At 71.5% G+C, this 21,687-nt stretch carries 15 protein-coding genes; 12 read left to right on the top strand and 3 right to left on the bottom strand.

The window, feature by feature from the left end; genetic code table 11:
* Positions 1-201 precede the first annotated feature (201 nt).
* The 7 genes from leuS to ACIBLA_RS25980 all read left to right on the top strand — a co-directional run bounded on the left by leuS (position 202) and on the right by ACIBLA_RS25980 (position 11,010).
* The gene (gene leuS / locus ACIBLA_RS26010; RefSeq protein WP_399200055.1) at positions 202-3,102 is read left to right on the top strand and encodes a leucine--tRNA ligase; all 2,901 of its coding nucleotides are present in this window, start codon (positions 202-204) and stop codon (positions 3,100-3,102) included.
* Between the two features lie 195 nt (positions 3,103-3,297).
* Entirely contained in the window at positions 3,298-4,119 is an 822-nt protein-coding gene (locus tag ACIBLA_RS26005; protein ID WP_363242358.1) for a hypothetical protein, read from the top strand.
* 290 nt (positions 4,120-4,409) lie between these two features.
* A complete protein-coding gene (locus ACIBLA_RS26000; RefSeq protein WP_399200054.1) occupies positions 4,410-5,255 on the top strand; it encodes a DegV family protein in 846 nt (281 codons plus the stop codon).
* Positions 5,256-5,782: 527 nt separating this feature from the next.
* Positions 5,783-6,529, top strand: coding sequence for a helix-hairpin-helix domain-containing protein (locus ACIBLA_RS25995; RefSeq protein WP_363242356.1), 747 nt, complete (start codon positions 5,783-5,785; stop codon positions 6,527-6,529).
* Positions 6,526-9,036 carry a ComEC/Rec2 family competence protein gene (locus tag ACIBLA_RS25990; protein WP_399200053.1) on the top strand — a complete coding sequence of 837 codons (2,511 nt, stop codon included), beginning with the start codon at positions 6,526-6,528 and terminating at the stop codon, positions 9,034-9,036. Before ACIBLA_RS25995 ends, ACIBLA_RS25990 begins: the two co-directional genes overlap by 4 nt.
* Positions 9,037-9,134: 98 nt before the next feature.
* Complete coding sequence (locus ACIBLA_RS25985; RefSeq protein WP_399200052.1) at positions 9,135-9,980, top strand: arylamine N-acetyltransferase; 846 nt, start codon at positions 9,135-9,137, stop codon at positions 9,978-9,980.
* Positions 9,981-10,128: 148 nt separating this feature from the next.
* Positions 10,129-11,010: a YceI family protein gene (locus ACIBLA_RS25980; protein ID WP_363242353.1), complete on the top strand. Its 882-nt coding sequence runs from the start codon at positions 10,129-10,131 to the stop codon at positions 11,008-11,010.
* A gap of 46 nt (positions 11,011-11,056) precedes the next feature.
* Here the strand turns inward: ACIBLA_RS25980 and ACIBLA_RS25975 are convergent, their stop codons facing one another.
* Positions 11,057-11,311 (bottom strand): hypothetical protein, encoded by a 255-nt coding sequence (locus ACIBLA_RS25975; RefSeq protein ID WP_363242352.1) that lies wholly within the window; start codon positions 11,309-11,311, stop codon positions 11,057-11,059.
* Positions 11,312-11,379: 68 nt separating this feature from the next.
* Between ACIBLA_RS25975 and holA the strand changes: the two genes are divergently transcribed.
* Positions 11,380-12,366 carry a DNA polymerase III subunit delta gene (gene holA, locus ACIBLA_RS25970; RefSeq protein WP_399200051.1) on the top strand — a complete coding sequence of 329 codons (987 nt, stop codon included), beginning with the start codon at positions 11,380-11,382 and terminating at the stop codon, positions 12,364-12,366.
* Positions 12,367-12,576: 210 nt separating this feature from the next.
* Here the strand turns inward: holA and rpsT are convergent, their stop codons facing one another.
* Entirely contained in the window at positions 12,577-12,843 is a 267-nt protein-coding gene (rpsT, locus tag ACIBLA_RS25965; RefSeq protein WP_363242350.1) for a 30S ribosomal protein S20, read from the bottom strand.
* A 201-nt stretch (positions 12,844-13,044) separates the two neighbouring features.
* Here rpsT and lepA point away from each other — a divergent pair, with 201 nt between their 5' ends.
* Both lepA and ACIBLA_RS25955 read left to right on the top strand, forming a co-directional pair.
* Positions 13,045-14,910 (top strand): translation elongation factor 4, encoded by a 1,866-nt coding sequence (lepA, locus tag ACIBLA_RS25960; protein WP_363242349.1) that lies wholly within the window; start codon positions 13,045-13,047, stop codon positions 14,908-14,910.
* A 237-nt stretch (positions 14,911-15,147) separates the two neighbouring features.
* On the top strand, positions 15,148-17,037 hold the full coding sequence (locus ACIBLA_RS25955) for an AMP-dependent synthetase/ligase (protein ID WP_399200050.1): 1,890 nt from the start codon (positions 15,148-15,150) through the stop codon (positions 17,035-17,037).
* 51 nt (positions 17,038-17,088) lie between these two features.
* Here the strand turns inward: ACIBLA_RS25955 and ACIBLA_RS25950 are convergent, their stop codons facing one another.
* A complete protein-coding gene (locus ACIBLA_RS25950; RefSeq protein WP_363242347.1) occupies positions 17,089-17,760 on the bottom strand; it encodes a response regulator in 672 nt (223 codons plus the stop codon).
* Positions 17,761-18,014: 254 nt separating this feature from the next.
* Here ACIBLA_RS25950 and ACIBLA_RS25945 point away from each other — a divergent pair, with 254 nt between their 5' ends.
* Positions 18,015-20,213, top strand: coding sequence for a SpoIIE family protein phosphatase (locus ACIBLA_RS25945; protein ID WP_399200049.1), 2,199 nt, complete (start codon positions 18,015-18,017; stop codon positions 20,211-20,213).
* Between the two features lie 64 nt (positions 20,214-20,277).
* Positions 20,278-21,510 (top strand): radical SAM family heme chaperone HemW, encoded by a 1,233-nt coding sequence (hemW, locus tag ACIBLA_RS25940; RefSeq protein WP_399200047.1) that lies wholly within the window; start codon positions 20,278-20,280, stop codon positions 21,508-21,510.
* Positions 21,511-21,687: the final 177 nt, after the last annotated feature.

Raw genomic sequence — 21,687 nt, 5'->3', positions numbered from 1 at the left:
CCGCGTCCCCCGATCCGCCGTGCGAGCCCTGTGCCCGCTGCGGTATCCTGCTCGCATGCGTGCCGTACGCCTTCTGCTTAGCGAGCCGCGCTGATCAGTACCGACGGATGAGAGATCCGGTCGGAATCAGCGTGGCTGCCCCCTCCTGTGCGAGGGGTTTTTTCATTCCCGCGGCAGAGACGATCGATGGAGCTTCAGGACATGAGCGAGACGAATCCGGCCGCCGCCGGCGCGGAGACGACCGCGACGACCGCGCCGCACCGCTACACGGCTGCCATGGCCGCCGACATCGAGGCACGCTGGCAGGACTTCTGGGACACCGAAGGCACCTACGAGGCACCGAACCCGACGGGTGACCTGGCCGGGGACCCGGCGGTCGTCGCGCGCCCCAAGAAGTACGTGATGGACATGTTCCCGTACCCCTCCGGTACCGGACTGCACGTCGGACACCCGCTCGGCTACATCGCCACCGACGTCTACGCCCGCCATCAGCGCATGAGCGGGTACAACGTGCTGCACACGCTGGGCTTCGACGCCTTCGGCCTGCCCGCCGAGCAGTACGCGATCAGCTCGGGCACGCACCCGCGCGTGTCGACCGAGGCCGCCATGGAGAACATGACGCGGCAGCTGCGCCGGCTGGGCCTGGGACACGACAAGCGGCGCTCGATCGCCACGATCGACCCCGAGTTCTACCGCTGGACCCAGTGGATCTTCGTACAGATCTTCAACTCCTGGTACGACCCCGACGCCGACAAGGCCCGCCCGATCACCGAGCTGGTGGCGCGGTTCGAGAGCGGCGAGCGCGCGACGCCGGACGGCCGGAGCTGGAGCGAGCTGACCGAGAACGAGCGCGCCGACGTCCTGGGTGAGTACCGGCTGGCGTACGCCTCCGACGCCCCCGTCAACTGGTCCCCCGGCCTGGGCACCGTCCTGGCGAACGAGGAAGTCACCGCCGACGGACGCTCCGAGCGCGGCAACTTCCCGGTGTTCAAGTCCAAGCTGCGCCAGTGGAACATGCGCATCACCGCCTACGCCGACCGGCTGCTGGACGACCTGGACGCGCTGGACTGGCCCGAAGCGATCAAGCAGCAGCAGCGCAACTGGATCGGGCGCAGCGAGGGCGCGCGCGTCGACTTCCCGGTCGGCGACGCCGGTGCCATCACCGTCTTCACGACCCGTCAGGACACCCTGTTCGGTGCCACGTACATGGTCCTGGCGCCGGAGCACGAGCTGGTGGAGAGGATCGTCCCGGCCGCGTGGCCCGAGGGCACGCACGATGTGTGGACGGGCGGGCACGCGACGCCCGCCGACGCCGTCGACGCGTACCGCAAGCAGGCCGCGTCCAAGTCCGATGTCGAAAGGCAGGCCGAGGCCAAGGACAAGACGGGCGTGTTCACCGGTGGTTATGCCACCAATCCGGCCAACGGCGAGCGGATCCCCGTCTTCATCGCCGACTACGTACTGATGGGATACGGCACCGGCGCGATCATGGCCGTCCCGGCCCACGACAGCCGTGACTTTGCGTTTGCACGCGCTTTCGAACTGTCGATGCGGTGCGTCGTGGAGCCGAAGGACGGCCGGGGCACCGACCCGGCGGAGTGGGACGACGCGTTCGTCGCGTACGACGCGAAGATCGTCAACTCGTCGGCCCCCGCCGTCACCCTGGACGGTCTGGGCGTGGTCGATGCCAAGGCGAAGATCACGGAATGGCTGGTCGCCGAGGGTATCGGCGAGGGAACCGTCAACTTCCGGCTGCGCGACTGGCTGTTCAGCCGGCAGCGCTACTGGGGCGAGCCCTTCCCCGTCGTCTACGACGAGGACGGCATCGCGCACGCGCTGCCCGAGTCGATGCTGCCGCTGGAACTGCCCGAGGTCGACGACTACTCGCCGCGCACCTTCGACCCGGACGACGCGGACACCCGGCCCGAGACGCCGCTGTCGCGGAACGAGGACTGGGTCTTCGTCGAGCTGGATCTGGGCGACGGGAAGGGCGTACGGCGCTACCGCCGCGAGACCAACACCATGCCGAACTGGGCCGGTTCGTGCTGGTACGAGATGCGCTACCTGGACCCGCGCAACGCCGAGAAGCTGGTCGACCCCACCGTCGAGCAGTACTGGATGGGCCCGCGCGAGGGCATGCCGCACGGCGGAGTCGACCTGTACGTGGGCGGCGCCGAGCACGCCGTACTGCACCTGCTGTACGCGCGCTTCTGGTCCAAGGTGCTGTTCGACCTGGGCCATGTCTCGTCGGTCGAGCCGTTCCACAAGCTGTACAACCAGGGCATGATCCAGGCCTTCGTCTACCGCGACAGCCGGGGCATCGCGGTCGAGGCGGGCAAGGTCGAGGAGCGGGACGGCGCCTACTGGTTCCAGGGCGAGAAGGTCAGCAGGCTGCTGGGCAAGATGGGCAAGTCCCTGAAGAACGCGGTCACTCCGGACGAGATCTTCGCGGAGTACGGCGCGGACACGCTGCGCCTGTACGAGATGGCGATGGGGCCGCTGGACGTCTCACGGCCGTGGGACACCCGCGCGGTGGTGGGCCAGTACCGGCTGCTGCAGCGGCTGTGGCGCAACGTCGTGGACGAGGCGACCGGTGAGATCACGGTCGTGGACGTGCCGGACGCCGACATCGACGTGACGACGCTGCGCGCACTGCACAAGGCGATCGACGGGGTCGGCCAGGACATGGCCTCGCTGCGCTTCAACACCGCGATCGCCAAGATCACCGAGCTGAACAACCATCTGACCAAGACGGGCGGTCCGGTCGCCCGCTCGGTCGCGGAGCGGCTGGTACTGCTGGTGGCGCCGCTGGCGCCGCACGTCGCCGAGGAGCTGTGGCGCAAGCTGGGGCACACCGGCTCGCTGGCGCACGAGGCCTTCCCGGTCGCCGACCCGGCGTACGTGGTGGACGAGACCGTCACCTGCGTCGTCCAGGTCAAGGGCAAGGTCAAGGCGCGGCTGGAGGTCTCCCCGTCGATCTCGGACGAGGAGCTGGAAGCGCTGGCGCTGGGCGACGCCGGGGTGGTCGCGGCGCTGGGCGGCGCGGGCATCCGCAAGGTGATCGTACGGGCGCCGAAGCTGGTCAACATCGTGACGGCGTAGGCCCCGGCGGGATCCCCGGCCGGATCCCCGGTGGGGTATGCGCGGGGGCCGGTGGGCGGTCTGAGGGTGGCTTGAGGGCGGCCTGAGGGCACAGGGCTTTCCCTTACGGGCAGTTTGGGGGTCCGGACGGAACCCTCAGGCTGCCCGTTCCGTTTACCGTGGAGGTACCGACGTCGACACCGGAGAGGCATCCACATGGAGGCCGTGCTTTTGATCGTGGCGCTGCTCTTTGTCGCATTCGTCGCCTTGGGCGTATATGTGGGCGTCAAGGCGGTCCGTGCGGCGAAGCGAGGCGTGGACCGTACGATCACGCAGGCCCGCCGGACCGTCGAGGACACCACCCTGAGAGCGAAGAGCCTCGGGCAGACCGGCGTAACGGCGGAGCTGGCGCAGCTCCGGCTCTCGCTGCGGACGTCGATGCGCGCGACCCAGGAGGCGCTCCGGGCGAACGAGGCGGAGGACGCCTCGCTGGCGGAGTCGCTGAACCTCTTCCAGCGGCTGAGTGTGCACGGGCATGAACTGGACGACGAGCTGAGGCGGCTGGAGCGGGACCCCGACCGGGTGACGATCTCCCGGCGCCTGCCCGAGCTGCGGGACCGTACGGAACGGATCACGAAGTCGGCCGACTCGCTGCGGTGGGCGGCCAGGGACCGGGCGCGGAAGTTCTCCGAGGACGAGCTGACACTCCTGAGCGAGCAGATCGACGTCGAGTCGGGGGCGCTGCGGCACTGGTCGGCGGTGGAGCCGAACGCGGAGCCGAATCGGCAAGCGGCTCCGCAGCCTGGGCCCGAGGCCATGAAGTGGCCGGAGCCGGAGACCGCGAGCGGACCGGAGAAGGCAGGGCAGCGTGGCGGGCGTGCGGCGCGTCCGGAGGGGGCGGACGCCACGCCGGCCGACCAGACGTGGCCCGAGCCGCCGCCGGCGGGCGAAGGGCCGCAGGCGATCGAGCCGCCGGACCCCCGCCGGACGACCTATCCCTGGCAGGAGAAGTCGGCGCGGCCGGAGACGACCAACTGACGCCGGGCGGCTCACGCCGCTGAGGACTGTCGCGGGTGGTGGGGCCGTCGGCTCGCGGCTGAACGGATTGCCGGCGGCCGATTGCCGGCGGCCGGGCGGGGCACACGTACGGCGGGGTGGCGGACCGTCAGAGGTGCGGCCCCATCGAGCCGCAGAGCAGTCGAGCAGTCGAGAGCGGATACGTGGAAGCAAGGAAGAGGGCGGAAGCCGACATGCGGACCTCTTCGAATTCGACGGGCGTGGCGGGGCCGGGCTGCCGACCTGCGGTCGCGCCGGGTAACCTCCCGCTCATGTCCCGCCATGTCGCGATCGTCACCGATTCAACGGCCTACCTGCCGCCCCAGGCGATGGAACGCCATGGCATCACCGCGGTGCCGCTGACCGTGGTTCTCGGTGACCGGGCACTGGAAGAGGGCACCGAGATCTCGGCCAGATCGCTCGCGCTCGCCCTGCAGAAGCGAAGCTCCGTGACCACCTCGCGGCCGAGCCCCGACGTCTTCGCCGCCGCTTACCGGGCGGCGGCCGAGGCCGGGGCGACGGGCATCGTCTCGCTGCATCTGTCGGCCGAGTTCTCCGGGACGTACGACGCGGCGGTGCTCGCCGCGCGCGACGCTCCTGTGCCGGTACGGGTGGTGGACACCGGGATGGTCGCGATGGCCCTCGGTTTCTGCGCCCTGGCGGCGGCCGAGACGGTGGAGGCGGACGGCTCGCTGGACGAGGCGGTGGCCGCGGCCGAGAAGCGGGCCGCCGGGACGTACGCGTACTTCTACGTCGACACGCTGGACTACCTGCGGCGCGGTGGCCGTATCGGCGCCGCGCAGGCGCTGTTCGGCTCGGCGCTCGCCGTGAAGCCGCTGCTCCAACTGGACGGTGGACGGATCGAGTTGCTGGAGAAGGTGCGGACGGCGTCGAAGGCGATCGCGCGCCTGGAGGAGATCGTCGCCGAGCGGGCGGGTACGGGGCAGGTCGACATCGCGGTGCACCATCTCGCGGCGCCGGAACGGGCCGCCGCGCTCGCCGACCGGCTGCGGGAGCGGGTGCCGGGTCTCGCGCAGATGCATGTGAGCGAGGTGGGCGCGGTGATCGGGGCGCACACCGGGCCGGGGTTGTTGGGGGCTGTGGTCTCGCCGCGTTGAGGTGCGGGAGTGCGGGAGTGCGGGAGTGCGGGAGTGCGGGGGTGTGGGGTGCGGGGGGTGCGGGGGTGCCGGGTGTGGGGCGGAATCGCTCGTTCGGGTGGCCGAGTTATCCACAACTGGTGAGTTATCCACGGTAATTCGACCTCATCGGCGGAATCGGATGGGAGTGCCTACCGTCTGGTGGCATGACTCTTCGATCACACTCAGTGACCAGCGGCCCCGGTCGCGCTCCGATGTCCGACGGCCGTGTCCGTCATGCCCGTCACGGCGGCGGGCGTGGCCGGTCCCTTCTCTCCTCCGCGCCACGCACGCGCCGCAGGCGCGCGGGGACGACACCCGCGACCACGGCGTTACGCCGCCGCGCCGACACCCTGTTTGCCGTGGGACTCGCGGATGCGGGGGCGGCACGGTCGGCTGCGGCGCCGACGACGGCGTCAACTCCAGCGCCGACTCCGGGACCAACGACAGCGCCGACTCCGGCGCCGACTCCCGCGCCAACTCCCGCGCCGACAAGGGGTCGCACGGAGATGCCGCCGGATGCGGGGGAGCAGCCGGGTGGGCGGTGCGAGCGGGTGTGGGTCGCCGTGCGGGAGCGGTTGCCGTTGTGGGTGCAGCTCAGATGCGGGCTTGAGCCGAAGACGCTCGCCGCGCTGGTGGTGGTGCTGGTCGTGGCCGTCGTGCTGGCGGCCGAGCATTTCTGGTCCGGTCGCCCGCAGCCGGTCAGCGCGCCCGAGGCGGTCCGTGAAGAGGTGGCCGCGACCACCGGGCAGGCGAGGGATCCCGCACCGTCGCCGGGGACGTCTCCGTCAGCCGCCGCGTCGCCGGCCGGGCGCGTGGTGGTCGATGTCAGCGGAAAGGTGCGCAGCCCCGGCGTCCGACGGCTGCCCGCCGGTTCCAGGGTCACCGACGCGCTGAGGGCGGCCGGGGGAGCCAAGCCGGGCGCCGATCTGACCGGGCTGAACCGGGCGCGGGTGCTGGTGGACGGCGAGCAGGTGGTCGTGGGCGGCCCCGCGCCACCCGGAGTGGCCGCGACCGGCGGGGGCGCGGCGGGGCAGGGCGCCGGAGCGGCAGGTCCGGAGGGGGCGCCGGTGAGTCTCAGCACGGCCACCGTAGAACAGCTCGACACACTGCCCGGCGTCGGCCCGGTGCTCGCGCAGCACATCGTCGACTACCGCGCCCAGCACGGCGGATTCCGCTCCGTCGACCAATTGCGCGAGGTGAACGGGATCGGCGAACGCCGGTTCGCCGACATCGAGCCCCGTGTGCTGCCATGACCCGCGCGGCGGTCCATGCCGCCTCGGGTCATCCGCTGGGCGCCGCTGCCCCTCGTCAGGAGGGCCCGGCCGATCTACGGCTGGTGCCACCGGCGTTGGCGGCCTGGGCCGCAGCGGCGCTGGCGACGGGGGCGCCAGGGAGCTGGGTCGCCGGTGCGGTGCTGGCCGGGCTGGCCATGGCGGGTGGGCTGCTGGTGCGGGCGGCTCTGGTGGTGGCGCCAGCGCGCCGGGCGGGCACGGGGCCGAGGGGTGTGCGGCGGAGGGTGAACGGGGTCGCTGTCGCGGCGGTGCTGCTGTGCGCCGTGGCGGGGGCGGGGTCCGCCTGGTTGCACGGCGCGGACCGGCACCGAGGGCCGGTGCCCGCGCTGGCTGACCGGTACGGACGTGTCACGGTGGACCTGACGGTCGGCTCCGACCCGCGCCCCACCCGTCCACGGGTCCACGGCGACAGCCTGTCGTCGGCGGGCCTCGTCCTGGACGCGGACCTCACGCGCGTCTCGTCCGCCGACGGATCGGTCACCACCGTCCGTACGCCGGTGCTCGTCTTCGCCGGGGCGGGGGAAGGTGCCGAGGCGTGGCAGCGGCTGCTGCCGTCGACCGGGCTCCGGCTGGCGGGACGGCTCGCACCGCCCAGGGACGGGGACGAGAGGTACGCGGCGCTGCTGCGGGTGGAGGGCGGCGGGCCGCCGCGGGTCGTACGCCCGCCGACCGGGCTGCAACGCACCGCCGGAGACCTGCGCGCCGGGCTGCGCGAGGCGACGGAAGGGCTCCCGCCGGACGCCCGCGCCCTGCTGCCCGGACTGGTCGTCGGGGACACCTCCCGTATCCCGCCCGAGCTGCACGACGCGTTCACCGCCACCGACCTCTCCCATCTGCTCGCCGTCTCCGGAAGCAATCTGACGATTGTCCTCGCGCTGCTCATCGGGCCACCCGGCCTCGCGCTGCGGGCCGAGCGGCGCGGACTCGCCCCGCGTCTGGGGATCTCGCTGCGGTCGACCGCCCTGTTCGGAGGGGCGCTCACGCTCGCCTTCGTGGTGGTCTGCCGGCCGGAGCCCAGCGTGCTGCGGGCGGCGGCCTGCGGACTGATCACGCTGCTCGCCATCGGGACCGGCCGGCGCAGATCGCTGATCCCGGCGCTGGCCGCCGCCGTACTGCTCCTCGTCCTGTGGGATCCCGCCCTGGCGCGCAGCTTCGGCTTTGTACTGTCCGTGCTGGCCACAGGCGCGTTGCTGACGATTGGGCCGCGCTGGAGTGCGGCGCTCCGCCGGCGCGGGTTGCCGCCCCGGCTCGCCGAGGTACTGGCCGCGGCGGCGTCGGCGCAGGCCGTGTGCGCACCCGTGGTGGCGATCTTCGCCGCGCGGGTGAGCCTTGTCGCGATCCCCTGCAACCTGTTCGCGGAGCTGGCGGTGGCGCCCGCGACGGTGCTCGGGTTCGCGGCGCTCGCCACCGCACCGGTGGCGATGCCGGTGGCCGAGCTGCTGGCCCGGTTCGCGGGCTGGCCCGCCGGATGGATCGCCTCGGTCGCCCGCACGGGAGCGTCTCTGCCCGGCGCGGAGGCCGATTGGCCCGGCGGCTGGCGGGGCGGGGCGCTGCTCGCCGTCGTCACCGTCCTCGTCGTGTGTGCGGTACGACGCATACGCGGCCACCCCTGGGCCGCCGCAGGCTGCGCGGTGCTCCTTCTGCTGGCCGTCCTGCGGCCGGCCCCGTTCACCCGGATGGTGACCGGCTGGCCGCCGCCGGGCTGGGCGCTGGCGATGTGCGACGTCGGTCAGGGCGACACCATGGTGCTCGCGGCCGGTGAGGGAGCGGGAGTGGTCGTGGACGCGGGCCCCGATCCCCGGCTGGCCGACCGCTGTCTGCGGGATCTCGGGATCACCCGTGTACCGCTGCTCGTGGTCAGCCACTTCCATGCCGACCATGTCACCGGGCTGCCCGGCGTGCTGCGGGGCAGAAGGGTCGGGGCCATCCAGACGACGTCCCTTCAAGAGCCTTGGGAGCAGAGCGAGTTCGTACGGCGCACGGCGCGGGCCGCGCAGGTCCCGCTGGTGCGTGCGATACCGGGCGAGCGGCGCCGGGTGGGGCCGCTCGACTGGCGGGTGCTGTGGCCGAGGGCCGGGCCGGGGCTGGGCGCGGGTGGGCCGAACGACGCGAGCGTCACCCTGCTCGTCCGGACGGCGGGCGGTCCGACGCTCCTGCTGCTCGGCGATCTCGAACCGCCCGCCCAGCAGGGCCTGTCCAGGGACCATCCGGCGCTGCCGCCGGTGGATGTGCTGAAGGTCGCGCACCACGGTTCGGCCTTCCAGGATCCCGGTCTGCTGCGTGCGGTGCGGCCCCGGCTGGCCCTGATCTCCTGCGGCAGGGGCAACCCCTACGGCCATCCCTCGCCGCGCACGGTCGGCGCGCTGCGTGCCGGGGGAGCGGTGGTGATGCGTACCGACACCGACGGGGCGGTCGCGGTGACGGGCGCGGGGGCCGGGCTGCGTGCCGTGCCGCGAGGGCCCGCGTGACAGGGACGGGAAGCGGCGCGGGGCCGGGGTGGTCCCCGCCCTCCGGACCAGACGAACGACGCATGGTGGGAAGGAGGGCGCCGGGACAGACTGAGCACATGGACATGTCTCGGACCATCTCCGGCTATCTGCACCGGATCGGGGCCGACCGCCCCGCCGTACCTGATGCCGTGGCGCTGCGGGATCTTCAGGCACGGCACCTGCGGACGGTGCCGTTCGAGAATCTGTCGGTGCACCTGGCGGAGGAGATCGTCCTCGAAGAGGAGGCGCTGGTCGCCAAGGTCGTGGACAGGAGGAGGGGAGGTTTCTGCTATGAACTCAACGGCGCCTTCGCGGTGCTGCTGCGCGAACTCGGCTTCCGGGTGACGCTCCTTCAGGCGCGGGTGTTCACGGCGGACGGCGGGCTGGGGATCCCGTACGACCACATGACGCTCCTCGTCGAGACCCCCGCGCCGTCCGGGCCGGGAGACGGCGCGCGACGGTGGCTCGCCGACGTCGGCTTCGGGAATCACAGCACCCGCCCGCTGGCCTTCGACGAGCGGGGTGACCAGGAGGACCCGGCCGGTACGTTCCGGGTCGTGGCGGGCCGAGAGGGCGACATCGACGTCGTACGGGACGGAAAGCCCCAGTTCCGTATCGACCAACGGCCGCGTGCGCTGGCGGACTTCACCGCCGGAGCCTGGTATCACCGGACGTCGCCGGACTCGCATTTCACCCGTTCCCTGGTCTGTTCCCGGAACACCCGCGACGGCCGGATCACGCTCAGCGGTCGCAGGCTCGTCACGACCGCTAACGGGGAGCGGCACGAGCGGGAGCTGGTCGAGGACACCGAGATCCTGTCCGCCTACCGGGAGCACTTCGGCCTCGACCTGGACGAGGTGCCCCACGTCTTGACCCACCAGAGGAGGGAGGGACTTAACTGGACGTCAGGTACTTGCGGGTAGGTGATTGGCCAAACCACCTCCGAGCGCCCGTGTTTGCCCTGAACGGCACAAGGGTGATCGAATGCCTATTCGTCAAGGGTCCGTGTATTCGGCAACGATGTGATGCCGGGTGTGGACCTGAAGTCGCGAACAGTGCGGGGTGTGCAGGATGTTCCAGCGTTGGTTCGGCGGGCGCGCGAGCGCCGTCGCGCAGGCCGGTCCGCTCGCGGAGGTGTCGGTGCCGCCCACCGCAGGGGTGCTGAGCTGCCGCGTTCTCGATCCCGGCGGTGAACCGGTCCGGCGCGCCGAGTTCGTCATCGGCGACAGCTCGGGGCGGAAGGTCGTCGGCGGCGAGACCGATCCGTTCGGCTCGGTCGTGGCGACCGTCCCGGCCGGTGAGTACCGGCTCGCGGTCACGGCCGACGGCTACACGCCCTACCACCGCAACGCCACGGTGAGCGAGAGCGCCCACGCGGGCCTCGGCGACGTCACACTCCAGATCGCGGCGCCCCCGCCGCTTCCCGGGCCGGGTGAGTGGGAGATCGAGCCGACGCATTCCCAGATCGGCTTCACCGCGCGCCATATCGGACTGGCGCGGATCCACGGCCGGTTCAACATCTTCGCCGGCGCCGTGCGGATAGCCGAGCGGATGGACCGGTCCGCGATGCATGTGATCATCGACGCCTCGTCCATCGACACCAACGTGCGGATGCGCGACGACCATCTGCGCTCGGCGGACTTCCTCGATGTGGCGAACTACCCGACGCTGGAGTTCTACAGCGACCGCTTCGTCCACCGGGGCGGCGGCCACTGGGGCGTGACCGGCGCGCTGACCCTGCACGGCGTGAGCCGTACGGTCACCCTGGACACCCGCTATCTGGGCATCGGCAGCGGCATGGAGGGCGAGACTCGCGCCGCCTGCCGCGCCACCACCGAGCTGCACCGCGAAGACTTCACCCTCAGCTGGCAGACGATGCTCGCCCGTGGCATCGCCGTTGTCGGCCCCAGCGTCTCCATCGACCTGGACGTCCAGATCGTCCGCAAGTCCTGAGCCCCGGTCACACCGGCCGGTCACATCGGCCGGTCACATCGGCCGGTCACTCCTGGGCCGGAGCTTCGAGCCACCCCTCGTACTCGGCGGCGAAGGCGTCCAGCTCCGCGGGGTCCAGTCGCCCCGGCGCGTCCTCGATCACGACCAGCCACTGCGCGTCCTCGGCGTCGTCCTCGCCGGCCAGGGCGTCCCGGACGAGCTGGGGCTCCTCCACCACCCCGAAGCGGTCGGCGAGTTCACCCGCCACCTCCTCGGCGGTGTCGCGGTCGGGCAGCACCAGTACATGTCGAACATCGCTCACCCGCCCATTCTCCCGTACACGGGCGGTACGCGGAGCGGTGTCGGTGGGCCGTGCGATGCTGGACCGCGATGGCCACCAGGAAGACTTCCCCCGACGATCCGCTCGCCCCTCTCACGCTCGCCGTGGGCCAGGAGGACCTGCTGCTGGACCGCGCCGTCCAGCAGGTCGTGGCGGCGGCCCGCGCCGCCGACCCGGACACCGACGTGCGCGACCTCCCCTCCGACCAGCTCCAGCCCGGCACCCTCGCCGAGCTGACGAGCCCGTCGCTCTTCGCCGAGCGCAAGGTCGTCGTCGTACGGAACGCGCACGACCTCTCCGCCGACACGGTCAAGGACGTCAAGGCGTACCTCGACGCACCGGCCGAGGAGATCACGCTGGTGCTGCTGCACGCGGGCGGCGCCAAGGGCAAGCCCCTGCTGGACGCCGCCCGCAAGGCCGGCGCCCGTGAGGTCCCCTGCGCGAAGACGACCAAGCCGGCCGAGCGGCTCAATTTTGTACGGTCGGAGTTCCGCGCGCTGGGCCGCTCGGCCACACCCGAGGCCTGCCAGGCGCTGGTCGACTCGATCGGCAGCGATCTGCGGGAGCTGGCGAGCGCGGTGTCGCAGCTCGCCGCCGATGTCGAAGGCGCCATCGACGACGCCGTCGTTGCCCGCTACTACACCGGCCGCGCCGAGGCCTCCAGCTTCACCGTCGCCGACCGGGCCGTGGAGGGCCGCGTGGCCGACGCGCTCGAAGCGCTGCGCTGGTCGCTGTCGACCGGTGTCGCGCCCGTCCTGATCACCAGCGCCCTCGCACAGGGCGTGCGCGCCATCGGCAAGCTGTCGTCGGCACGCGGCGGCCGGCCCGCCGACCTCGCCCGTGAGCTGGGCATGCCGCCGTGGAAGATCGACCGGGTGCGCCAGCAGATGCGGGGCTGGACGCCGGACGGGGTGGCGACGGCGCTGCGCGCGGTCGCGGCGGCCGACGAAGGAGTCAAGGGCGGCGGCCTGGACCCCGAGTACGCGCTGGAGAAGGCGGTCGTCACGATCGCCCGCGCGGCCCGCACGGGCCGCTGAAAAGGCGGACCGACGCGGCAGGCATGACGAAGGCCCCGGTACGTACGCCGTACCGGGGCCTTCGCCGTCAAACCTGGTTGGATCCGCACCCGCGTGGCGAACGCAGTCGTGTGCGAATCCGAAGACGCCGGTCAGGAGCGGTAGAGAGGGCCCGCTGAGTCCGTTCCGGCGAGGGAATCAAGAGTGGAGCAAGAGTGAGCGAGAAGCCGCTCAGCCCTGCAGGGCGGCAACCTTGGACGCCAGCGCCGACTTCTTGTTGGCGGCGGCGTTCTTGTGGATGACACCCTTCGAGGCGGCCTTGTCGAGCTTGCGCGACGCCTCACGGACGGCCACCGTGGCCGCCTCGACGTCACCGGCGACGACAGCCTCGCGAGCCTTGCGGATCGCGGTCTTGAGCGACGACTTGACGGCCTTGTTGCGCAGGCGCGCCTTCTCGTTGGTCTTGTTCCGCTTGATCTGGGACTTGATGTTCGCCACGAAATGCCTTTTCAGGTTCGATGATCTTTGAATGAGTGCCCACGCCGAGACGGCAGCAGACACAGCTGCCCACGCTACCAGCCACCGTCCTACCGGCCCAAACCGGGCGCAGCCCCGTACCCGTGGGACGATGGAGCCTACGTATCGATCCGATGTCGACCCGAGACGAGACGCCGCGCGTCTCAAGAATCAGGACCCTGCGTGCCCGCGACCCCTACCAACGTGCCCGAGCCGAGCCGTACGGACCCGGCGCTGCTCCGCAATTTCTGCATCATCGCGCACATCGACCACGGCAAGTCGACGCTCGCCGACCGGATGCTCCAGCTGACCGGAGTGGTCGACCAGCGGCAGATGCGCGCTCAGTATCTCGACCGGATGGACATCGAGCGCGAGCGCGGCATCACGATCAAGTCCCAGGCGGTCCGGCTGCCGTGGGCCCCCAACGAGGGTCCTGACCAGGGCACCACCCATGTGCTGAACATGATCGACACCCCGGGCCACGTGGACTTCACCTATGAGGTGTCCCGTTCGCTCGCCGCCTGCGAGGGCACGATCCTGCTGGTGGACGCGGCGCAGGGCATCGAGGCGCAGACCCTCGCCAACCTCTATCTGGCGATGGAGAACGACCTCACCATCGTCCCGGTGCTCAACAAGATCGACCTGCCGGCCGCGCAGCCCGAGAAGTTCTCCGAGGAGCTGGCCAATCTGATCGGCTGCCAGCCCGAGGACGTCCTCAAGGTCTCGGCCAAGACGGGGATGGGCGTCGACGTCCTGCTCGACCGGGTCGTCAAGGATGTGCCCCCGCCGGTCGGTGTCGCCGACGCCCCGGCGCGCGCGATGATCTTCGACTCGGTGTACGACTCCTACCGGGGCGTCGTCACGTATGTACGTGTCATCGACGGCCAGCTCAACAAGCGCGAGCGCATCCGGATGATGTCCACCGGCGCCACCCACGAGCTGCTGGAGATCGGCGTCTCCTCGCCCGAGATGACCCCGGCCGACGGCCTCGGTGTCGGCGAGGTCGGCTATCTCATCACCGGTGTGAAGGACGTCCGGCAGTCCAAGGTCGGTGACACGATCACCTCCCTCAACAAGGGGGCGACCGAGGCGCTGGGCGGCTACAAGGACCCCAAGCCGATGGTGTTCTCCGGTCTCTATCCGCTGGACGGCTCGGACTACCCCGAGCTGCGCGACGCCCTCGACAAGCTCCAGCTCAACGACGCGGCCCTGGTCTACGAGCCGGAGACCTCTGCGGCTCTCGGCTTCGGCTTCCGCGTCGGCTTCCTCGGGCTGCTGCATCTCGATGTGATCCGGGAGCGGCTGGAGCGCGAGTTCAACCTCGACCTGATCGCGACCGCGCCGAACGTGGTCTACCGGGTGGAGATGGAGGACGGCAAGGAGCACACCGTCACCAACCCGAGCGAGTTCCCCGAGGGGAAGATCGACTCGGTGCACGAGCCGGTCGTCCGGGCCACGATCCTCGCGCCCAGCGAGTTCATCGGCTCCATCATGGAGCTGTGCCAGACCCGCCGCGGCACGCTCCTCGGCATGGACTACCTCTCCGCCGAGCGGGTCGAGATCCGCTACACCCTGCCGCTCGCCGAGATCGTCTTCGACTTCTTCGACCAGCTGAAGTCCAAGACCCGCGGTTACGCGTCGCTGGACTACGAGCCCACCGGCGAGCAGAGCGCCCAGCTCGTCAAGGTCGACATCCTGCTGCACGGCGACAAGGTCGACGCCTTCTCCGCCATCACGCACCGGGACCAGGCGTACGCGTACGGCGTACGGCTCGTCGCCAAGCTCAGGGAGCTGATCCCGCGCCAGGCCTTCGAGGTGCCCATCCAGGCGGCCATCGGCTCCCGTGTCATCGCCCGCGAGACGATCCGCGCCATCCGCAAGGACGTCCTCGCCAAGTGCTACGGCGGCGACATCTCCCGGAAGCGCAAGCTGCTGGAGAAGCAGAAGGAGGGCAAGAAGCGGATGAAGATGGTCGGCAGCGTGGAGGTTCCGCAGGAGGCGTTCATCGCCGTGCTCTCCAGTGATGAGTCGTCCAGCAAGAAGAAGTGACGCGGGGCGGTGACGGAGAGGGACAGCGGGGAAGTGACCCGCGAGTAGGAACGGCCGGGTCCGTGCGCGCAGGCGTGCGGGCCCGGCCGCGTACACGGGTCCGGTTCGTTATGAAGCGGCTCCCCGCGTCCTCTTACGCGCCGGGCGGGTGCGCTCTACTCTGATCACTGCTCGATGGTTACTCACCAGTTAAACAACTAGCCAGTCGCGCAAGCTTTGCGGGGCCCGGAGGACGTCGTGAGCGACACAAAGACCTTGATCGAGAACAGGCCGCCATCGGTGGCGACCCTCTTCGTTGAGCGCGTGGCCGCCACGCCGGACGCGGAGGCGTACCGCTATCCCGTGCCGCCCGCCTCGGGTCAGGGTCCCGACGACTGGAAGTCCCTGAGCTGGGGCCAGGCCGCGGTGCGCGTGTACGCGGTGGCCGCCGGCCTCATCGCGCTCGGCGTACGGCCCGAGGAGCGCGTCGCGCTCGCCGCGGCCACCCGTGTCGAGTGGATCCTCGCCGACCTCGGTGTGATGTGTGCGGGCGCCGCGACCACGACCGTCTACCCCTCGACGAACAGCGAGGAGTGCGCGTACATCCTCGCCGACTCCGAGAGCCGCGTCCTCATCGCGGAGGACGCCGACCAGCTCGCCAAGGCGCGCGAGCGCCGGTCCGAGCTGCCGAACCTCGCCCATGTCGTGGTGATCGAGGCGGCGGACGCCAAGGCCGCCGAGGGGGACCCGGACGGCTGGGTGCTCTCCCTCGCGGAGCTGGAGGAGCGCGGGACGAAGTACCTCCAGGAGCACCCCGAGGCCGTCAAGGAGCGGGTCGGCGAGATCAGCGCCGAACAGCTCGCCACCCTCATCTACACCTCCGGCACCACCGGCCGCCCCAAGGGTGTGCGGCTGCCGCACGACAACTGGTCGTACATGGCGAAGGCCATCGCGGGCACCGGGCTGATCACCAAGGACGACGTCCAGTACCTCTGGCTGCCGCTGGCGCACGTCTTCGGCAAGGTGCTGACCTCCGGGCAGATCGAGGTCGGCCATGTCACCGCCGTCGACGGCCGCGTCGACAAGATCATCGAGAATCTGCCGGTGGTGCGCCCCACCTACATGGCAGCGGTGCCCCGCATCTTCGAGAAGGTCTACAACGGGGTCGCGGCCAAGGCGCGCGCGGGCGGCGCCGCGAAGTACAGGATCTTCCAGTGGGCCGCAGGCGTCTCGCGCGAATACGCCAAGGTCAGCCAGGACAACTACCGCCGCACCGGCACCGGTTCGGTGCCCTTCGCCCTCGGCGCCAAGCACACCGTCGCCGACAAGCTCGTCTTCGCCAAGCTCCGCGACGCGTTCGGCGGCCGGCTGCGCGCCGCGATCTCCGGATCCGCCGCGCTCGCGCCCGAGATCGGCTACTTCTTCGCCGGCGCCGGAATCCACATCCTGGAGGGCTACGGTCTCACCGAGTCCAGCGCCGCCAGCTTCGTCAACCCCGGCGAGGCCTACCGCACCGGCACCGTCGGCAAGCCGCTGCCCGGCTGCGAGGTCCGTATCGCCGACGACGGCGAGATCATGCTGCGCGGCCCCGGCATCATGGACGGCTACCACGGGCTGCCCGAGAAGACCGCCGAAGTCCTGGAATCCGACGGCTGGCTCCACACCGGCGACATCGGCGAGCTGTCCGTCGACGGCTATCTGCGGATCACCGACCGCAAGAAGGACCTGATCAAGACGTCCGGCGGCAAGTACATCGCGCCGGCCGAGGTCGAGGGTCAGTTCAAGGCCGTGTGCCCGTACGTCTCCAACATCCTGGTGCACGGCGCCGACCGGAATTTCTGCACCGCGCTCATCTCGCTGGACGAGGCGGCCCTGCTCGGCTGGGCGGCCGAGAACGGCATGGAGGGCAAGTCGTACGCCGACGTGGTGGCGTCGCCGCGGACGCACGAACTCATCGACGGCTACGTGAAGCAACTCAACGCGGGTCTTCAGCGCTGGCAGACGATCAGGAAGTTCCGGCTGCTGCCGCGCGACCTGGACATCGAGCACGGTGAGCTGACGCCGAGTCTGAAGCTCAAGCGGCCGGTCGTGGAGCGGGAGTACAAGGACCTGCTGGACGAGATGTACGCCGGGGCGCGGGAGGCGTAGACGCGTCTACGCGTCGTACATGAGTACGCGGGCGGGGCCGGCGGCCGGGAACTACGGCTGAGGGCTCCGTCCGCGTCGTAATTCCCGCAGTATGTTGTCGAGCCCGGCCACATGGGTGCGCAGCGCCGCCATCTCGCCGGGGCCGCGCAGGGTGTTCACGTCACCGCCGCCGTCCTGGCCGCTCTCGCCGCTCTCGCTGGTGTCCTCGCCGAGCAGGGACTCGATCGCGGACAGCCGCCGGGCCATCTCGGCGAGCTGGGCGTGGTCACGGGCCAGCAGGGCCTCCAGCTGGCGGTTCTTGCGGTGCAGTTCGAGGAAGACCGTCACCTTGGCGCGCAGCACCCACGGGTCGAACGGCTTCGGGATGAAGTCGGCGGCCCCGGTCGCGTAGCCGCGGAAGGTGAAACCGCTGTCGGGATCGCTCCCGGTCAGAAAGATGATCGGGACGTCCTTGGCCTGATCCAGCCGCTTGATGCCGGCGGCGGTGTCGAAGCCGTCCATGCCCGGCATCCGTACGTCCAGCAGGACCAGCGCGAACCGCTCGCGCCGCAGGGCCCGTATGGCCTCCTCGCCCGAACGGGCCCGCACCAGCGGGGCGTTGAGCGATGCCAGTACCGCTTCGAGCGCGAGAAGATTGTCCTCCATGTCATCGACGAGGAGAATGCCCGCACGGTCCGTTACTGGGGTGTCAGCGGGTGGGTCGGTGGGTATCTGGGTGCTCATCGTCGGTGGCGTCCGAGTCGGTGATGGCCCGGTGCAGGGGGATCCGGGTGCGTACGGTGAAGGGGTTCGGCGGGCGGAAGGGTGTCCTCTGAGCTCCTTTCTTCGCCTGCTTCTTCGTTCAGTTCGATGACTCGACGCTTATGGGCACGATCAGTCTGTCACTCTGTCGGGGTCGTAAGCGGCGCAACGAGAGAAACAATCAGGAGCCGCACGTGGGGCCTATAGGGGACCGTCGGAACCCGAACGATCCGGAAGTGTCGATTCCGGCACGGAGCCGGACGTTCCGGAACGACGCGCGACGCATCACCCGCACCAGCCTGCCCGGAAACCCGCTCGCCCCGTCCGCCGCGCGCCGGTTCGTGCGCGCCGCGCTCGCCGAGTGGACCAGCCTCGGGCTGCTCACCACCTGCGCCCTCTGCCAGGGCGACGAGGCGTGCCCGCCGGGGCGGCACAGCTCCGACGGGCTGGCCGACGACGCGGTGCTGATAGTCGCCGAACTGGTCACCAACGCCGTCGTGCACGCGGGCACCAACGTGGAACTGGTCTGCCGTCTCGAACCGGCCCGGCAGGAGCCGGACGACACGGAGGGCACGGAGGGCGACGGCCTCTGGGCGCCCGGCCCCGACGGTCCGTCCCTCGCGCCCCCCGAGCCGGACGCCGCCGCCGAGCACGAGCCCGCCGCGCTCGTCATCGAGGTGTCCGACCACCACCCCGCCCGCTCCGTACGCAGCGACGCGCACGGCCCGGCGGGCGGCGGCGCCCCCGACTACGGCCGGGGCCTCCAGCTCATCGCCGCGCTCGCGGAAGCCTGGGGCATCACCTACCGCACCGGCCTCAAGACCGTCTGGGCCCGCCTTCCGCTCGACGGGCCGACCGCCGACGCCACGGCGGGCTCCGGCGCCGCCGCGGCCTCCGGAGTCAACGGCGTCGTCGGCGAACCCGCGCTGCGCCGCGGGCTGCGCGCCGCCGAGATCATCGCCCCCGCGCCACGCGGGGTATCGCGCGAGGACCCGGACTGGATCAGCCGGGGCGCCCTCTCCTTCCTCGCCGAAGCCTCCGACCTGCTGGCCGGACAGCTCGACGAGGACCTGGTCGCCGCCCTCGCCGGCCAACTCCTGGTGCCCCGGATCGCCGACTGGTGCGCGATCTGGCTAGACGGCGAAGGCGAAGGACACGGCCGGGCGGGTGCCGTCCCCCGCCTCGCCCGCGTCTGGCACGCCGACGAGTCCCGCATCGAGACGCTGCGCGCCCTCCTGGAGAAGGAACCGCCACGGCTGCTCGACGCCCAGCGCGGGCCGGACGAGACGGGCGGAGGCGGCAGTGGCGGCCGTAACGTGCCCGTCCCCGTACCCTGGCCCGGCTCGCGCCAGACCGGCGCGTCCGACGGCGCGGCCGTCGCCTGCCGCCTCGTCGCGGGCGGTCGCCCCCTCGGCACCCTCGTCCTCGGGCGGCGCCGGCTCGCCCGGATGCCCGACGAAGTGACCGCGCTCATCGAGGACTTCTCCCGCCGCGTCGGCCTCGCGATCGGCGCCGCCCGCCGCTACACCCGGCAGGCCACCATCAGCCGCGTCCTGCAACGGAGCCTGCTGCCCAGCCAGGTCGCCCGGATTCCGGGCGTCGAGAGCCACCTCGTGTACGAGCCGGCCGACGACGGCGTGGTCGGCGGCGACTTCTACGACGTCTTCCCCGCGCCGCCCGGCGGGCGCTGGTGCTTCATGCTCGGCGACGTCCAGGGCAGCGGCCCCGAGGCCGCCGTCGTCACCGGCCTCGCCCGGCCATGGCTGCGGCTCCTCGCCCGCGAGGGGTACGGCGTCGGCGAAGTGCTCGACCGCCTCAACCGGCTCCTGCTGGACGACGCGATGGAAGCCGCCGAGGCCGCCGCGCTGATGGTCGCCGCCGCCGGCGGACAGGCCCTGGCAGGCGACGAGGGCGGCCTCACAGGACTGAGCGACCTCGGAACGCTCAGTGAGATCGGCGACATGGAGAAGGGCCTCGCCGACAGCGGCCGGGGCGGCGGGCTCGCCGACGGCGGCCAGTCCCGCTTCCTGTCCCTCCTCTACGGCGAGCTGGCACCCCTCCCCGGCGGCGGCGGCGCCCGCTGCACCCTCGCGAGCGCGGGCCACCCGCTGCCGCTGCTCCTGCGGCCCGACGGGACGGTACGGGTGGCGGCCGAGCCGCAGCTGCTCCTCGGGGTCGACGAGAACGTCGCGTACGAGAGCCTGAGCTTCGACCTGGAGTCGGGGGACACGCTCCTGTGCGTCACCGACGGCGTCACCGAGCGCCGCTCGGGGCGGCTGCTGCTGGACGACAACGACGGTCTCACCGCGATCCTGGCGGGCTGCACGGGCCTGAACGCGCAGGGCGTCGCCGAGCGGATCAGACGGGCCGTGCACGACTTCGACCCGAGTCCGCCGTCGGACGACCTGGCGATGCTGGTGCTGCGCGCGGTGTAGGGCCTGTCCGGGCCTGGTCCCGGCGCCGCGTCGGGACCGTTCTCCCGTGCGGGACACTGGGGGTATGCCTTCCGCTCTGCCCGACGGTGACCCCATGCCCGAGTCCGGCGCGCTGCCCCCGCACGCCCTCGCGGGCGCGGCGGACCGGCCGCTCGGCTTCTACCTGCACGTGCCGTACTGCGCCACCCGCTGCGGCTACTGCGACTTCAACACCTACACGGCGACGGAGCTGCGCGGCTCGGGCGGCGTACTGGCCTCCCGCGACAACTACGCCGACACCCTGACCGACGAGATCCGGCTCGCCCGCAAGGTCCTCGGCGACGACCCCAGGCCGGTCCGCACGGTCTTCGTCGGCGGCGGTACGCCCACGCTGCTTGCCGCGTCCGACCTCGTACGGATGCTGGGCGCCGTACGCGACGAGTTCGGCCTCGCAGACGACGCCGAGATCACCACCGAGGCGAACCCGGAGTCCGTCGACCCGACGTACCTCGCGGAGCTGCGCGCGGGCGGCTTCAACCGGATCTCCTTCGGCATGCAGAGCGCGAAGCAGCACGTCCTTCAGGTGCTCGACCGCACGCACACCCCCGGCCGGCCCGAGGAGTGCGTCGCGGAGGCCCGCGCGGCCGGGTTCGACCATGTGAACCTCGACCTGATCTACGGCACGCCCGGCGAGAGCGACGACGACTGGCGCGCGTCGCTGGCGGCGGCGGTGGGGGCGGGGCCCGACCACATCTCGGCGTACGCGCTGATCGTCGAGGAGGGCACGGGGCTGGCCCGCCGTATCCGGCGGGGCGAGGTCCCCATGACCGACGACGACGAGCACGCCGACCGCTACCTGATCGCGGACGAGACGCTGGGCGCGGCCGGGTTCTCCTGGTACGAGGTCTCCAACTGGGCCACCACGCCGGCCGGTCGGTGCCTGCACAACGAGCTGTACTGGCGGGGAGCGGACTGGTGGGGCGCGGGGCCGGGCGCGCACAGCCACGTGGGCGGGGTGCGCTGGTGGAACGTGAAGCATCCGGGGGCGTACGCGGCGGCGCTGGCGGAGGGCCGCTCGCCGGGGGCGGGCCGGGAACTCCTCACGGCGGAGGACCGGCGCGTGGAGCGCGTCCTGCTGGAGCTGCGGCTGTCGGAGGGCGTGGAACTGTCCCTGCTGCGGCCCGCCGGGCGGGGCGCGGCTCGCAAGGCCCTGGACGACGGGCTCTTGGAGGCGGGGCCGTACGGGGCGGGGCGGGCGGTGCTGACGCTGCGGGGGCGGCTGCTGGCGGACGCGGTGGTGCGGGATCTGGTGGACTGACCGGCTTGGGGTTGTGGGGTCTGGGTTGCGGGTTGGTTGGCCGGGGGCGGGGTGGCGGGTCCTCCGGGGTGCTGTCTGGGCGGGGTTGCTGTTGTCGGCTGACGGGCGGGGGTCGGGGTCTTCGGAGGGGTATGTCCGGACGGCGTGATTTACGGCGCGTGCAGGGTTCGTTGGATC

It is taken from the genome of Streptomyces sp. NPDC050433 (assembly GCF_044458565.1).
GTDB lineage: Bacteria > Actinomycetota > Actinomycetes > Streptomycetales > Streptomycetaceae > Streptomyces.
The sequence above is the reverse complement of the archived record's forward strand: the minus strand, read 5'-3'. Positions and strand labels throughout refer to the sequence as shown.